Raw genomic sequence first — 15043 nt, 5'->3', positions numbered from 1 at the left:
CGTAAAAAGAAATCAAAAAAGTGACTAAGCCATCTCAAAAATACTTTATCTTTACTTAAAACGCCGATTCCGATTGCTCACAGATATTTTTGAGATAAATTATAATCTGATTTTCTGAGCAACAAAAGAACACTTTCGGCGTCAATTGAAGCCGTAAATAACGTGAATTCAATATAAAAAAGTTCAGGAGAATCGCCCGCCAGCTTCATAGCTGAAACGCTTTCGTAAAAAGCGTTTCAGCTGAGTTTATCAAACTAAAGTGCGCTCTTTACGGATCGCAACATAATAATCGCTTTCGCATTTGTTAACCCAAGTTAAGTATTAATCGTCAAGATCAAAATCAGGAATTGGTGTTCTTTTGAGAAAAATATCTCCTAGATTTAAAACCGAGTTTTAAAAATCGATTCTTGTAGAAAACACTCCAAGTTTATTTTTTGTTTATATTTTTTTCTGGAATTTTTTCATTTTCACAAAAATTCTAATCTCCTCATAATCGACTCGATCAAGTTCAACTTCGATCTTATCTCCAAGTGTATAAATCTTAGAATATTTTTTCGAATAAAATGAAAAATCCGTCTCCAACCGAATTTCGCCTTCATCTGTAAATTCTGAAGAAACTAAACAAGCGTCTACGGAAGGATTTTCCAAATCTACGAAAATCAAATACGGCTTACAACCGGTAATCGTTGCGGAAAATTCTTTGATGCCTGTTTTTTCCAAATAACGACACGCTTTGAGTTTATAATAATCTCGTTCAGCGTCACTCGCCTTTCGTTCCTGATGCGAACAATGCAAACCCAAAGTCACCACCTCTTCCGGAGCATAAAGAGGTTTTTTACCCGAAAGAATTTGTTGTAAAACCCGATGACAAACTAAATCAGGATATCTTCGGATCGGAGAAGTAAAATGACAATAGTCCTCAAATCCTAAACCCCAATGCCCGAGATGTTCTCCGGAATAATAAGCCTGCATAAACGTTCGGAGCAAAAACATATTGAATAACCTTTCCGCAGGTTTTCCTTCCAATTCTTTCAAAACCGTCCGAATCGCTTCGTAACTTGAATCCTTTAATAAAATTTTAATTCCGTTTAGCTGCAAAAATGCATTAAGAGATTCTATCTTTTCTTCGTTCATCGGTTCGTGAACGCGATACAAAGTGGGATACTTTTTCTTACGAATATATTCAGCAACTTTAATATTTGCTGAAAGCATAAATTCTTCGATGAGAATATGTGCTTGCAATCTATCTTGTACAGAGATTTCGACTACATTGTGTTCGGAATCGGTAACTACTTTATTTTCCTTTAAATTCAAATCCACTCTTCCGTCTTCAATCCTTCTGGCTCGAAGTACTTTGGCGAATTCGTTCATTCTTAAAATCCAATTATTAGGGTCACCCGATAGGATTTCTGACTCCGCCCGGTTATATGTATATCTTTCCGCAACATTAATTATGCTTTTATAATATTTAGCATGAGTAATTTTCCCTTTCCAATCAGCTTCCATTTCCACCGTAAAGGCCAAACGATTTTTCCCGGCAAGCAAGGAACAAAGGTTTTCAGACAAATCCGGCGGTAACATAGGAACAACTCTACTTCCCAAATATACGGAAGTCGCTCGATTGTACGCCTCTTCATCCAAATCGGTTCCGGGTCTTACGTAGTAGGAAACGTCGGCAATATGAACATAAAATCGAATCCGATTTTTTTCTTCCACAAAGCTGATCGCGTCATCGAAGTCTTTGGAATATTCTCCGTCGATCGTAATACATTTCAAATTTCTAAGATCAACACGAGATCCCCAATCATCTACGGTGCTTTCGTTCACTTCTTCCGGAAGATCTAATACTATATTCTCAGGATAAAGAATGCTATAATTGTATTTCATCAACATTCTCATAAGATCCAAATCTTCTTTAGTATCAGATTCAAAACGTAGAAATTGAACTTCGTAGAGATTTTTTTCGTGTTCGGTTTCTTCTTTAAGCTTTACGACCAGAACGTCCCCGAGTTGGATTTCGTCTTGAAGATCCATAAGAATAGTTTTACGAAGAAGGTACCCTTCTTTTTCTTCTCCATCTATGTCTAAGAGTTTTCCGAAAATAAACTTAGGATCCTTTTCAGTGACGATCATTCTGTAAAGATCACGTCCCCTTCTGAGAATTTTCGTGACTTCTCCTTCCAATCTTCCTTTTTTTCCGATTCCGTTAGGCTGAACTTCTACAAGATCCCCTTGAATCGCCGATTGTACATATTGACCTGGAACGAATATTTCCATTCCGGAAGGAAGTTTTACGAAGCCGTCCCCTTTTTTACTGACAGAAATCGTTCCTAATAGTTTTTGATTTGAATTGATGAGAATATTCTTTTTTTCTAATTCGATCAGCCCCTCTGCCTCAAGAATTTGCAGTGTTTCGGTTATTTCCCTTTCTCTTTCTTCAAATTGCCATTTCTCTCTTTTTTTACCGTAAGAATTCTGATTTTCTTCCCTAAGAATCTTTGTGGTCAGATCCTTAAATTGAATCACAGAACCGGCTCTGGATCGAAAATATTTGAGAATTTTTCTGCCGATTTCGTTTTCAGGGAATCCTTCGGATCTTCCCATGAACCTGTTTTTTTTATCCTTATTTGAGCGACCGAAGTTTTTCTTTCTCGTATCAGGTTCTGCGGTTTTTTTTTGTTTTGTTTGTTTTTTCTTTATATTCATAATTACTAAACCGTCGGTTTATCGTCGACGTAGGTCCCGCGTATATAATTCGGTGTCAGTTTCCAATACGGAAATCGATCCGGAAATTCCAAAGCCTCATGAATTAAATCGACGTTTCGATTCAAGATCGCTGCCGCGGAAGGAAAATTTTCTAATATGGAATTCCCCGAAAAAAACTCAGGGTTATCCGAATATTTTTGAGAAGTCAAGAATGTCTGTAAACGATCTTCCGGAATTTTATCAAGAATATCGTTCGGTTTTATATCGATAGATCCGAAAAATCCTCTTGCATCCTCCATTCCGAAATAAATTTTTTTTTGTTTGGCTTCGATTCCGATAACAACCGGATCACCAGTTTCTTGGTAATAAAACGATGTATAAACATTCAAACTGTCAAATCCGATCGATGGAATCTTCCAAAGTTGTGATAAGTTTCTCGCGGTCGCGACCGCAATTCTAAGCCCCGTGAAAGATCCCGGACCAAGCGCGCTTACGATCAAATCGGGAGCTTTCCAATTCGATTCCCTTAAAACATTTTGTAATTCTTGAATCAGAAATTTGGAAGATTCTCTAGGATGAATTCCGAAATAGGAGGCAATTGCCTTCAATTCCCCATCGTTGTTCAAATGAAAGGTTTCCACAATGATCCACTGATTTGTCGCGTCAAAAAATAGAATTTTCCTCATGTCGGATTTTTTTCCAATTCCTTCCATAGTTTTTCTAACACGGGAAAGGTCCCTATATCAAAACTTTTGAATACGATATCTCTTTCATTTTCAGAAACCGTTTTAAATTGTACTTCTATTTTTAACGGAAATGTTTCCAAATCCTCTTTCGCGATTTGCCACCATTCAATAATGGAAATTCCTACCTTTCCCCAAATTTCCTCAAAACCTAAATCTTCCAATTCATGCGAAGATTTCAATCGATGAAGATCGAAATGATAAAAGTTAAGTTCTTCTAAATTGGACTCGCTATCGAAAGAAAAATTTTGTACTGAGAATTTTCGACTTTTAGCGAATGGAATCGAATACTTGTTTATGAGAGTGTAAGTAGGAGAATTGACGTTTGTATTCGGTGAAATCCTTTTTACCACTCTGGAAGCAAAGGTCGTTTTACCCACTCCCATGGAACCTGTAAGTAAAATGATAGGATGAAAGTTTTGCCCTAAAGAAGAAAGAATCAAAGACGCAAGAAACTCGGCAGGTTTATCCAATTCTTCCAGTTTTAGATTCCGAAACTCGAGTTCCAATTCTTCCTCAAAATAATTCGCTCACCTTTTTTCTTTCAAAACGATAAACCGAAGTGCAAAATTCGCAAGTAACTTCGATCATTCCAACTTCGTCCAAAATTTGCATCGCTTCCTCTTTTCCTAAGGTCTGAATCAATTCCCTGATCTTGTTCTCGGAACAATCACAACGAAATTCTGGTTGACCTTCCTCCAAAATTTGAACGGCACAACGAGTCGTTTCTCCGATTTTATTCAAACAATTGTAAATATCTTTTCCTAAAAATTCGCTTATGTTTGTGTTGATTTGTTGGGAAAGACTTGCTATTTTTTGAATGTGTTCTTCTTTTGCTTCTGGTAAGGATTGTAAAAGAATTCCACGTACATCCCAATGAAATCCGTTTTTTCGAATATAAAGAGTTACGAAACAGACGATTTGTTCGGAACTGTTTAGATAATTTTGAAAATTTTCCTCGAAACTTTTATTAAGATACGGAACTACGGACTGATAAATACAAACCCCATTTTTCCAGCGGAATACTTTCAGAATTCCGGAATAATCTTCCATCATTTTACCGGGTTCAACATTTTCTTCGGGTCTTTCCCTAAGGACAGCCTTCATTCTCCCTTGTCTATCGCTGTAAGCAAGCACCGAATGTACGGGAGAATCCTCGTTAAACCGAATCTGCAAACTTACCTTTGTGTCTTCTTTGATCTGATCTGCTAAAAAAAAAGCGCCAATCATTGCCCTTGCAAGAAGTTCTGTACTAGAATCATCCAAATTATGCAGGTTTGAAGCTGCGGTAAGAGAGTATGAAATTTCAGCAACGGAATACCGGAAGTGAATATCCGGTAAAACTCCGTATATCAATGAATCTTGGTTCTGCATGGAATCCTTTTGCGGCAAGAAATGAGAGTCTTGAAATTGCGTAGATGTTGCAATTTACATCATTCGTATCCTTTCAAACTTCCCTGGAAAAGACAGTATTTTTTCGCTTAGACAACCTGGAATGGCGGTTTTCTTTCTTTTCAGATCTATCCTTTGATGAGATTTCTTTCGAAACGAAAGGAAGGATAAAATGATATTCGGAGCCGATTATTATCCCGAACAATGGACCCCAAAAGATTGGAAAGAAGATATTTCCATTATGAAAGAAATGGGTCTAAGTTCCGTTCGTCTTGCGGAGTTCGCCTGGGCAATTATGGAACCCAAGGAAGGGAAATACGATTTTTCTTTTTTCGATCACATTCTGAATTTAATCCAAAAGAATAAAATGACAGCAATCCTAGGAACTCCGACAGCGACCTTTCCGCCATGGCTTGCTAAAAAATTTCCCGACATAATTCAAGAACGGGATGGAATCCAAAGAACGATCGGCACGAGAAGACAAGCCTGTTTTTCTTCTCCCAATTATAAAAAGGCAGTGATAAAAATTGTAACCTCCATGGCTAAACATTTTGGAAATCATCCAGCGGTCATCGGTTGGCAAATCGACAACGAGATAGGACACGAAGGTTCCGATATAGACCATTCTCAAACATCCCTAAAAGCGTTTCGTGTTTGGTTAAAGAACAAATACAAAACGATCCGAGCCTTAAACGAATCTTGGGGAAATGTCTTTTGGGGAATACTTTACAATTCTTTCGATGAAATCCCGATTCCAGGTCGTCATCTGGCGAGTAATTTTCATCCTTCCATGATTCAAGATTTCTATCGATTCCATTCCGACACGATTATAGACTTTGTAAAACTTCAGGCCCAAATTCTCAGAAAATTTTCCGTCGGAAGGCCACTCACTACAAATCTATATCCTTCCCCCTTTCTGCCGATCATCGACATGGCGGAATTATCCACGTACCTCGATTACATCTCTTGGGACAACTACCCAACCTGGGGAGAACAAGAAACTCCTTTCCCTCATCCGTTTCTATCGGCAATGCAGCAATATAACCGCGGGCTGAAAAATCTTCCCTTTACCGTAATGGAACAAATTTCCGGTTTTCAAGGACATGATCTGCTCGGTTATCTTCCCGCTCCCGGACAAACCAAACTTTGGATGAAACATTCCATCATTCATGGTTCGAATGCGATTTATTTTTTCAGATATAGAACCGCACGTTTCGGGCAGGAACAACTTTGTTATGGAATTTTAGATCATGATAAAGAAAAAACGGAACGTTACTACGAATTGCAAAACGGAATTCAAGAAATCAAAGAACACGCGGAAGATTTCACGGAAGAATTATTTCCTGCCCAAGTTGCAATTGTACATGACATCGAAAACGCGCGAAATTGGAAACATCAGCCGATTTCAACAGGTTTAAAATTCTCTCCTGTAATATGGTCTCAGTTAGGATACGACATCGAAATGGCGACTTGGTTTTCAGGAATGAACGTATTGAATGTCAACACACATTTCCGCCCCATCTCTAAAATTGATTTCAAGGATTACAAAATTATAATACTTCCGATGTACACGATGGTCAACGAAGTTGTTTTTAAGCGTTTGGAACAATTTGTAAAAGAAGGTGGAACTCTAGTTTTGGGTTTTAGAACCGGTGCTAAGAATTTGGATGGCTGGATGTATGACTCTGCAATTCCAGGTCCGTTTACGGAAATGGCCGGGGTCAAGGTTCGCAAATTTGAAGCAGTTGGAAATCAAAAGATAAAGTTTCGGTTCCGTTACTTTCCAGGAATCTGCTCCAAGATCTGTGAAATTTTAGAACCGACCACAGCGGAAGTCTGGGCCCGTTACACCGATAGAAAAAAATTCTACAAAGGTTTTCCAGTAATCACAGCAAACTACTATCACAAAGGAAGAGTGATTTACGTGGGATCTTCTTTGGAACCCTTGAGTTTCGTGCTTCTCTATCGCCGTATTTTAAAAGAGGCCAAGATTCCATTCATATTCTACGGGCCAAATGTAGAAAAGATTTTTCGAATCGGTAGAAGACAAAATTATGAAATCTTTATCAACCATTCTGGAAAGAAAAGTCTTGCAGGTTTGAAGATTTTAGATCCTTATGAAGTCAGGATTCTTCCTAAAAAGAAATAAAATAGTCTATAATTTCTCAAAAAAGAATAGTCCGTTGAAAAATTTGTTCCTACATAAGTTGAAAATCTCACGAAATTTATCGAGTTACTTAGAGCTTGTCCAAAACGTTAGAATATTACTACGGGAATTGAACAACGAAAAAGTCTCGAACCCCATGAACCTCTCAAAGAAACACAATCGTGAAAACTACATTTTTTTACGAACTTACCGTAGGATTGTATATGATTTATTTTAAGATTTTGGAACAAACTCTAATAAAATGAAACAGGTACAAATTTTTTGGAAGTAAATCAAATTGAAGAACTGAATCGAATTCTTGTATCCGTTTCAGGACAAAACCGTCCTTACGAGATTTTTGTAGATAATTTGCATACCGCATTCTTCCAATTCGAAGACAGTTTTATCCTTCCGTCTACTTCGGTTTACGAAGTCGATTTTTCAGCCGCTAAGGAATTTCTTTTACAAGCACAACAATTGATCCCAGAGTTGATCAGAGGGTGTCATGTACTTCCAATCGCAAAGCCGAAAAAAAAATCAAATCAGCTCTTTTTGGTCAAAGAGACTCCCTCCTCGGAAGAAAATAAAAAGTTCGTTTTTGTAGTAAGTTTCATACTTACTTATTTAGGGGGAGCACCGACCCCAATGATCGTAAAACAACCATTACAAGGAAAAACGGCAGCAGTTCGAACTCAGAGGATTTATTTCTCAGCCAGAATTCTTCCCTTAGAATCCTTCGAATTTAAAAACGGTGTTTTAGTCGATTTCGTAACCCGGAAATATAAAGAGACAGAATTTATGGTCGACGTAGATACGGTTTCTTCGTTTAACAAAGCCCAACATACGTATTCAGAACTTTTCGACGACGTAGATTATTCCAAGCAGATTTCGATGATTCATTCGATTCTAAACATCAATAAAGAGATTTGGAAGCCCGGTAAGATTTTCGAACCTATCGACGTGGAACTTCATACGATCAGTTCTAGATTTTTAGATGGTTCCCAAGAGAGAATTTTTAACCAATTTGAAAGCTTTCGGCATTTGATTGATCTTTTATTGTCCCAGGAAAGCATGACTATAGATTCAGTGAAACAAGAACCTTTGCACGACTGGCTTCGTTCTTTCGAAACGGAAAGGGGTGTAACACCCTCCGGTAATATGCTCTGGAAAATCTTAAAACAAAAGTAATCTTCTTAAAGAGAAACCCATGGACCATCCACTCGCCCCTCCTATTGATTTTCCCTTAGAGGAAGTCAAACGCAGGATCAAATCCGTTCAGTCTGTCTCTGGTATTTTTATCGAATCGGCGCTGAAGCTTCAGAAAGATTTGAAAACTTTCTCCTTTTCAACTGAAACTGAAGAGAAGGATCAAATCCATAAGGCCGACGAGATGATGGGAAAGTTCATTGTGGAATATCTCAGACAAAACTTTCCTTCTGATTCAATTCTTTCCGAAGACAACTATAAACATGAAGGTAGCAATTCTTTTCGCTGGGTATTGGATCCGATTGACGGATCTATGAACTTTGTAAGAGGGATTCCTCTTTACTGTGTTGCGATCGGGCTTGAGCATAGAGAATCTCCGGTTGCAGGAGTTGTTTTTGTTCCCGGTCTTAATACAAAGTATTCTGCTATTCTTTCCCAAGGTGCCTTCAAAAACGGACTTAGAATCGATGTTTCCAATACAGAATCTCTCGCACGCGCAATGCTTGTTCCGAGTTTTCCAACAAACAGAAAAGAAATATTAAACGAAGTCATCTCTGATATCACTGCATTCATCAGTTGCGGTAGATCTATGAGAAGAACAGGCTCTTTTGTTTTGGATACTTGTTGGGTCGCGGAAGGTCTACTCGACGGCATCTGGGAAAAAGGGGTTAAACTCTGGGACACCACGGCAAGCTCGGTAATTCTCACCGAAGCCGGAGGCAAATTAACAGACTTCAGTGGAAAACATTTTTTTTCCGGAAACTCAGAAGTAGTCGTATCGAACGGAAAAGTTCATTCCCAGATCATAGACATTATGAGAAATGTTCGGGATTCGATCGGAAAAAATTAAGGACTAAAATCAGTTCAGAGAAAAAGAATAACCGAACGATTTAAAAGCAAGAGTTTCTTATTATAGAAATTTTTTATCACTCAGGGAATGTTGTTTTTTGTTTAGAAAAGATTTTTTCAATTTTCTTAAATCGTATTTATTTTAAGAATAATTTTAAAAAATTCACTCCTTCAAGACCGTTTTTCTGTGTTTGTTGAAAAACATTTTCGAATTCCATTGTCGTTCCCTTAAGAGTTTATGCCAAAACCTCAGAGCCAGTCTCAATATGTAGGAACCTATTTCAATTCACAAAAGTAGTATAAATCACGAATGCAACGTAATCCGTAGGAATCCCTGCGTTTTATTACGAGTTTATTGAATGATTGTAGCAGATTTACTTTAAAGTTTGGGACAGACTTTAAATATTTATATAAAATTCTTCGATTCAATAGAGTGGTTCAATTGTTAGGCTATAACCATCAAAAAATAGTTATTAATCAATGTTGGATCCAAATTTGAATAGCAGAAATAAGAAATCACCTTAAGACCAAGTTAGATCATTTTTATCGAGAAACATTTAAAAATGCTTCTATGTTTCGAATCTGATCATCAGTTAAAGGAAGTCTTGTCATGATTCGGCTTGTACGCTTTGGAGTATAACCCGGAGGATAAGTTCCTTCTACAATTCTCACCTTTAATAATTCGAAATTCGAACCTTGAATTGCAGGCCCGATAGTACCATCCATCGCAGGATTCTGATTGTGACAAGAAGAGCAATTTGTCAAATATAAACCTTTTCCTTGAGAAATCGATTTTTGTTCCGGAGAAAAATTCTCTTCTTCCTTGCAAGTCGCAAAAACGAGAATAAAGAAAATAAAAACGAACAAGAGGCGGGGGAACCCGCCTCGATTTTTACAGACTCTCATCGATTAAAGAAGAACCTCAAGAAGAATATAAATAATCAAAGTAAGAACAAAACCTGATGTGATAACACCCTTTACAGTTTTAATCGGTTTAAAAGTGGCACTTTCTGGTGTTGCGGTTAACGCGTTTATTTCTACAATCGCAAGAATCACCAAAATCGCCCCTAAAAACGTATGCGCTTGTGCACTTGTTATTTCGAAAGAAATCGAAAGATTTCTTGCAGCACCCATCAAAAACAACATAGGAATAGAAAGAAGAGTATTAGTCCTAGAAGCCAAAAGACCTCTAGCCGCACGGGGAGCAGGGTTTTCTGTAGTTTCACCTTTTGCGGCCGCAATCACAACTTTCTGAGCAGGCCAAATCACGAACCAAACATTAAACCACATTAAAGTTCCGAGCAATCCCCCTCCGAGAATTACCGCAAGCCATTGACCGGTAGAAAGAGTGGTGCCGTTAACGATCGAATAGATAATCATCGCCCAGCCACTAAGAAAAGTAAACATCGCACCCCAACGAAACCACCAGAGAACTTTTGGAACCAATTGTTGAGTCGCTTTTTTCTTTGTATCCGCGTCCGTCTCAGCAAAAAAAGATCCTTGTACAAAATTAATGTACCAAAGTAGTCCGATCCAAGCGACGCCTGCGAGGAAATGTATCCACTTAAAAATGAAATACAAACCTTGGCTTGTAAAAAGAGCAATTCCTTCCATAATACCTCCAATTCATCGATTGAATTATAATTTTGTGTACTCTAAAAAAATGGAGCACCAGAATTAAAAATAAATCCTGAATTTTAGGCTCTCAGTCAAGCACTTTAGAAAGATTCTAATTTTTGAGAAAAAATAAAATACAAATTTCGAAAAATGAATTTTAAGTACGATTCAAGATAGATCCTCAATTAAATTTTTCTGTAGTATATCCCAAAAAGAAGGTTCGTCGTCCATTTCATCCGAGGAATGAAATGGCGTAAAACGGTCTTGAAAAATTTCAGCTTGAGATCTAAAAATCACTTTCATCTTGTCTCCGTTTTGAAAAAATTCCGATTCGAACTTGTTTCCCTCATTGCCCTTACTTCCGTATACAAGAAGAAGGAAATATCTATCAAAGTATTCTTCCATGTTTCCGGGAATGAACCAATTTACTATGCCGGGCGGAAAAATTTTAAGAAAGCGGCCGCTGATTTTTTTTTCCGGAAGTTTCGAAAACTCTCCCGTAATCCTTCCATAATTTTTGGAAGAATAAAAATGAAGCTTATATCCTAAACTTTTAATATCAATTTCAAGTCCATAAACTCGGATAGATAATGAAATACGAATGTGTAGAACTTCCGGTTTACTCCAATAACCTTCGGGAGTATCAGGAATTTTTAAGAAGGTTTTAGTTCCTTCGTTATATAACTCGATCCCGTTTAGAAATTCTCCTGATTTAAAGATCGTAATTCGATACGACACTTGATTAAGAAGTTTATCGAATCGTTTATAAAATTGTGGATAGGTTATTTTTGTAGATTCGTTCAGTTCATAAAGAAGCCAAGAAGAGTTTCCCACTCTCCCTGAATCACAGTGACAAACATAACAAAGATAACGATGTGTATCCGAAATCGAAGCGAGTTCGGAAGAATGATTCGAACCGGAACGAAGGAAATTTTGCAGTCGATCCACGTGATGAAAAAAATCAAGGTGACTGTATGTTGGAAGAATCGAAACCGTCTTTCTTTTTATTCGAAACGTTTTTTGATCCCTGAAAAAGGTCGGAAAATATTCCACGTGGATTTGATAAGGAACGTTCTCGGGAATTTTTTCTGTTGTGATTATATTTCGAAATCCTTGATCCGTTTTTTGAAGGTAGAAATCGATCGAAAGCATGTCATCTTTTTCTTGCAGGAGGGATACGTCCGCCGAGGTTAGATTTCCGAATAAGGCGTTTCTAATCCCTCCGGTTGGATATTCTCTGAAAATATTTTTTTGATGGGAAAGGTATTCTTTCCAAAAAGCGGCTTGTTGTGGTTTCTTCTGTACACAATCAAAAAGAAAAAAACAAATCAAAACATGGATGAAAAATCGAATTTTATTTTTCTTGTTTTCGTACGATTTCATAAAGCGAATCCACAGTTTGATCATTTACTTCTTTGTAATACGATTCGAAAATTTGTTTCTTGCTTCGGGAAAAAATTCTTAACCATGAAAAATTAGGCCGAATCCCGGAAGACAAAATGCCCTCCGGATCTAATAAGATCGATTCGTAGTTTTTCGATTTGTTCTCGTTGATATAAGTTTGAATCGCACCCGGCGCGTTCCTCAAATCGACAAACGCTACAAATTCAATGAAATCTTCGGATTCGTCGATCAAATTCTGCATTCTCCAATAAATCTTCCTACCGTGTTTTCTACAGAGAACGATATCGACATACGAACAACCTAAAAGAAATACGATTTTACCTTTTAAAGTTCTAGAATTCAAAATTTTGCCTTTTTGATCTTTGAGCTGAAAATTGGGAAGATCAGAGGAAAAAATGGAAACCGTTAACGAAAGAAAAGTCAGGAAAAAAAATATCTTAAAAAAAAACACTCTAAGACGAATCAAAAAACCAATCCGTAATTTCCCTTTCAGAATACTTAAAGCCCGTTTCAAAATCCTATCCTTATTTCTTTTTTTTATTTCCATTTAGTTAATAACTTTCATTGTGATATAAATTATTTTTAAAATTTATCTGAAAAATAGCCATAATAAGTATACAAACGACTTTTTAATATTGAGTAGGAGATTTTTGAGATAAACTTCTAGGTTAACTTTTATTTTGTTTGAAATCGAAAAATACCATCCCAATTCTTTTCCAAAGGTTTAGAAGAATATAATTTACAACGTTTCAGATAAATTTTGGAAAGATTATCCCTGGGTTCTTCTTGATAAAGTTGTTTGAAAATTTTAGTAGCTTCCCCAAATTTTCCGGATCTATATTCAGAAATCCCCTGAGACAATAGATCCAGTGTTTTCAATTTAAATTCCTTTATCTCTTCTATATCGGATTCAAACACCTCATAGATATCCACGGGTTGATTTCTTCCTTTTACAAACGCCGAATCGATCATTCGAATTCCAATATCACTCATTCTATGAAGTCGTAGATAAGTATGATGAGAAATCAATATTCTACCCTGGTACAAGTAGGTAAGAGATTGAAGTTTGGACGTAAGTCGGATCGCATCGCCGACCACATTAGTATCGATTCTTCTTTCGCTTCCCACAGTTCCTAAAATCAAAGAACCTGTATTAATCCCGATTCCGATTTCTAAATTCCATTCCAAAGGAATCGAAAAATTTTTTTGTATTCTTTTCGATCGAACAACGTTCATCATTCTGAGCGCAGCTTCGACAGCATTGTCAGCAGAATTAAAATTCTCCTTTTCCACTCTTTCGCTATAATCCGCAAAAAGTGCAAGTAGTGCATCGCCCGAATACTGATCCACAAAACCAGCGGCTTCGTAAACGATCTTTTCCATTTCAGATAGATAAGAATTTAAGAATGTTATCGTCTGATTTGATGGAACCGTTTCCAAAATATTTGTGAAATTCCGAATATCAGAAGACAAAATAGTCATCGATTTTTCTTTGTTATTCCCGATCGAAATTGATACGGGGGACTCCTTATCTAGAATTCTGATAAAATCCACAGGAACAAATCGATAAAAAGCGTTTTTTTGATTGGAAAGTTCTTCGTTAATAAACTCCATATCTTTGTATAGTCGAACATACTTCAAAATTAAAATGTTTATGGTCGTAACGACAAAGAATAAATAAACGATCGGAAAAAAGGAATAATGAAATCTAAAAACTTCAAAAATAGAATTCAATAAATCAAATATTCCAAAAACGATACATACAAAAACTCCCGTTAATATCTTACCCGAGTCCTGTTTCTTTTTTCTTACCGCTTGAATCAAAAAGACAAGAATATAAACCAAAAAGAAGGCCATCGAAATTTGAGAGATTTTAAAGACAACTTGCACCCAGGAAAATGGAGAAATAAGAATCGCGAAAAACAATCCGATCAAAAGAGCTATAAAAAAGTTTGGAATTATGCCTGATCTTTCTTTCAGGTAAAAATAGTCCTTCAAAAAATAATAGAAAAAAGGAAGAATCAAAGTCAAAGAGGAATATTCGGCTCTAAAAAACGGAGAGCTATCGATTTGAGAATTTAGATTAATAAACTTTTTAAAGATTAAATCTGAGGACGAAAAAAAATAAACGGAAGAAATAAATAAAAATAATCCGAAATAGAAATAATACAAATCTTGTTTTCGTACTACATAAAAAAATACATAATAAACTCCGAATATAAAATAGATTGCACATAAAAAAACGCCAAAATATTCGGAATTAGACTGATAAATCTGCTGAAATAAGGAAATTTTATATCCGCTTGCGTGATAAAACCCGAAATGATCGTTTTGAATGTAAGGAGTCTGATTCGATTCGCCAACTACATATAAAAGAATTGTATTTTTGCCTTGTTTTAAGACACCGAAAGGAATAGGCAAGGTTACGGACCTTAGAGATCTTCGAATCGAAGGAGTCACATCTTTCCCATCAGTTTGTTTCAGAAATTTTTCTTTTCGAATTAAAAAACCATTGAGATAAAGTTCCCAATTTTCTCCCACGCTTGGAAAATAAATTGCAGTCGGTAATTTTAAGAACGTAGAATCCGAGTTTATCGAAAATTCCACTTTTACAGTCACTTCGTGGAACCCGGTCCGTTCGGGTATTTCAAAAAGAGAATTAAAACCCACTGGAAAATTGGAAATCAATTTCCAATTTTCCGAATTTTTAGGTTCCTTTTCCTTATTCCCTTTTTTATTTTGAGAAAAAGAACTAAAAATATTCGATTTCTCTAATTTAGTTTTGAGATGGTTTCCTAAACTCGCCTTCCATTCAGCGTGTGAGAGGTCCAAAACCTCCAAATCCGAATCATATCCGCATGAAAATAAAACGGATAAAATCGATACGACTACAAAAAATTTCAGGGTCCGGATCATTCAACCAGATTCCATTCAAGAAGAATTAGAAGCGAAGGAAATTTTTCCAAAAACGAAAGATTAG

13 protein-coding genes are annotated in these 15043 nt (G+C 36.6%); 4 read left to right on the top strand and 9 right to left on the bottom strand.

The window, feature by feature from the left end; genetic code table 11:
• Positions 1-438: 438 nt before the first annotated feature.
• From LEP1GSC190_RS00160 to LEP1GSC190_RS00145, 4 genes are read right to left on the bottom strand one after another with little or no spacing between them, the layout of a single operon-like run.
• The gene (locus tag LEP1GSC190_RS00160) at positions 439-2706 is read right to left on the bottom strand and encodes a ribonuclease R family protein (RefSeq protein ID WP_002746640.1); all 2268 of its coding nucleotides are present in this window, start codon (positions 2704-2706) and stop codon (positions 439-441) included.
• A 5-nt stretch (positions 2707-2711) separates the two neighbouring features.
• Positions 2712-3392 carry a tRNA (adenosine(37)-N6)-threonylcarbamoyltransferase complex dimerization subunit type 1 TsaB gene (gene tsaB, locus LEP1GSC190_RS00155; protein ID WP_002746606.1) on the bottom strand — a complete coding sequence of 227 codons (681 nt, stop codon included), beginning with the start codon at positions 3390-3392 and terminating at the stop codon, positions 2712-2714.
• A complete protein-coding gene (gene tsaE, locus LEP1GSC190_RS00150; protein WP_002746670.1) occupies positions 3389-3958 on the bottom strand; it encodes a tRNA (adenosine(37)-N6)-threonylcarbamoyltransferase complex ATPase subunit type 1 TsaE in 570 nt (189 codons plus the stop codon). Before tsaE ends, tsaB begins: the two co-directional genes overlap by 4 nt.
• 7 nt (positions 3959-3965) lie before the next feature.
• On the bottom strand, positions 3966-4823 hold the full coding sequence (locus LEP1GSC190_RS00145; protein WP_002763645.1) for an Hsp33 family molecular chaperone HslO: 858 nt from the start codon (positions 4821-4823) through the stop codon (positions 3966-3968).
• Between the two features lie 190 nt (positions 4824-5013).
• On the opposite strand from LEP1GSC190_RS00145, the gene LEP1GSC190_RS00140 reads away from it, so the two are divergent.
• The 3 genes from LEP1GSC190_RS00140 to LEP1GSC190_RS00130 all read left to right on the top strand — a co-directional run bounded on the left by LEP1GSC190_RS00140 (position 5014) and on the right by LEP1GSC190_RS00130 (position 9043).
• Positions 5014-6990, top strand: a complete 1977-nt coding sequence (locus LEP1GSC190_RS00140) for a beta-galactosidase (protein ID WP_002746674.1) — start codon at positions 5014-5016, stop codon at positions 6988-6990.
• Between the two features lie 279 nt (positions 6991-7269).
• The gene (locus tag LEP1GSC190_RS00135; protein ID WP_002746652.1) at positions 7270-8175 is read left to right on the top strand and encodes an LIC_10030 family protein; all 906 of its coding nucleotides are present in this window, start codon (positions 7270-7272) and stop codon (positions 8173-8175) included.
• Positions 8176-8194: 19 nt separating this feature from the next.
• Positions 8195-9043 (top strand): inositol monophosphatase family protein, encoded by an 849-nt coding sequence (locus LEP1GSC190_RS00130; protein WP_002746586.1) that lies wholly within the window; start codon positions 8195-8197, stop codon positions 9041-9043.
• Positions 9044-9585: 542 nt separating this feature from the next.
• Here LEP1GSC190_RS00130 and LEP1GSC190_RS00125 read toward each other — a convergent pair.
• The 5 genes from LEP1GSC190_RS00125 to LEP1GSC190_RS00105 all read right to left on the bottom strand — a co-directional run bounded on the left by LEP1GSC190_RS00125 (position 9586) and on the right by LEP1GSC190_RS00105 (position 14895).
• Positions 9586-9948 carry a c-type cytochrome gene (locus tag LEP1GSC190_RS00125; protein WP_036036385.1) on the bottom strand — a complete coding sequence of 121 codons (363 nt, stop codon included), beginning with the start codon at positions 9946-9948 and terminating at the stop codon, positions 9586-9588.
• A 3-nt stretch (positions 9949-9951) separates the two neighbouring features.
• Positions 9952-10656: a urate hydroxylase PuuD gene (locus LEP1GSC190_RS00120; protein ID WP_002746582.1), complete on the bottom strand. Its 705-nt coding sequence runs from the start codon at positions 10654-10656 to the stop codon at positions 9952-9954.
• A gap of 171 nt (positions 10657-10827) precedes the next feature.
• The gene (locus LEP1GSC190_RS00115) at positions 10828-12042 is read right to left on the bottom strand and encodes an LIC10025 family lipoprotein (RefSeq protein ID WP_002746623.1); all 1215 of its coding nucleotides are present in this window, start codon (positions 12040-12042) and stop codon (positions 10828-10830) included.
• Positions 12014-12610 carry a hypothetical protein gene (locus LEP1GSC190_RS00110; RefSeq protein ID WP_002746649.1) on the bottom strand — a complete coding sequence of 199 codons (597 nt, stop codon included), beginning with the start codon at positions 12608-12610 and terminating at the stop codon, positions 12014-12016. The genes LEP1GSC190_RS00115 and LEP1GSC190_RS00110 overlap by 29 nt, the downstream gene beginning before the upstream one ends.
• A gap of 128 nt (positions 12611-12738) precedes the next feature.
• On the bottom strand, positions 12739-14895 hold the full coding sequence (locus LEP1GSC190_RS00105) for an adenylate/guanylate cyclase domain-containing protein (RefSeq protein WP_420844274.1): 2157 nt from the start codon (positions 14893-14895) through the stop codon (positions 12739-12741).
• Between LEP1GSC190_RS00105 and LEP1GSC190_RS20910 the strand changes: the two genes are divergently transcribed.
• Positions 14846-15043 carry a hypothetical protein gene (locus LEP1GSC190_RS20910; RefSeq protein ID WP_420844273.1) on the top strand — a complete coding sequence of 66 codons (198 nt, stop codon included), beginning with the start codon at positions 14846-14848 and terminating at the stop codon, positions 15041-15043. The genes LEP1GSC190_RS00105 and LEP1GSC190_RS20910 overlap by 50 nt on opposite strands.

The organism is Leptospira mayottensis 200901116 (genome assembly GCF_000306675.2).
Taxonomy (GTDB): domain Bacteria; phylum Spirochaetota; class Leptospiria; order Leptospirales; family Leptospiraceae; genus Leptospira; species Leptospira mayottensis.
The sequence above is the reverse complement of the archived record's forward strand: the minus strand, read 5'-3'. Positions and strand labels throughout refer to the sequence as shown.